Origin of the sequence: Isoptericola hypogeus (genome assembly GCF_039531145.1) — a bacterium.
In the GTDB taxonomy this organism is placed as follows: domain Bacteria; phylum Actinomycetota; class Actinomycetes; order Actinomycetales; family Cellulomonadaceae; genus Isoptericola; species Isoptericola hypogeus.
In genome coordinates, this window is sequence record NZ_BAAAPM010000025.1 from 1 (window position 1) to 620 (window position 620).

1 protein-coding gene is annotated in these 620 nt (G+C 72.4%); it reads left to right on the forward strand.

Annotated features, from left to right (window positions below):
• Window positions 1-610, forward strand: a 610-nt coding sequence (locus tag ABD254_RS21280; protein ID WP_344250985.1) for a hypothetical protein, incomplete at its 5' end; no start/stop codon positions are given.
• Window positions 611-620 lie beyond the last annotated feature (10 nt).

Genomic DNA, 620 nt, shown 5'->3' on the forward strand with positions numbered 1-620 from the left:
CTACCGCCTCGTCGCCGCGTCGGCCACCGCTGACTCCAACATCATCACCGTGCCCTGGGCGCCGGCGAACGGCGACGGCAGGTACCTCGTGCAGTCCCTCGACGGGCGCACCGTCGTGCCCATCGCCGCGTGGATCGACAACCAGCTCCCCCAGGCGCCCGTGCTACACACCACCGGCTTCGACGTACGCGGCCGCCGCCGGCCGGTCATGGTCTTCGCCGTCGCCGGCGAGGGCACCATGCAGGTCGTGTGGCGCCTCGACCGCGCCGCCTCCGACCTGCTCGACAAGATCATCGCCGACGGCGGCGGCATCGCCCTGCGCACCGACGGCACCGCCCGCGACCTGCCGGTCTCCGACGTCGCGGTCATCACGTCCGCGAGCTCGGCTCTCTGGGAAGCGGACAACGGCGTCTCGACCGACCGGGTGTGGGACCTCGAGCTCACGTGGATCGACGACCCCGAGCCGTCCACCATCCCGGTCGTGTGGGACGTCGGCGAGGTCGACGCGCTGCTCGCAGGCAGCACCGTCGGGGACGTCGACGCCATGTTCGCCGGCCTGACCGTCGCCGAAGTCGACGCCATCGACTGGGGCACGGTGACCCCACCGTGAGGACCGGCGC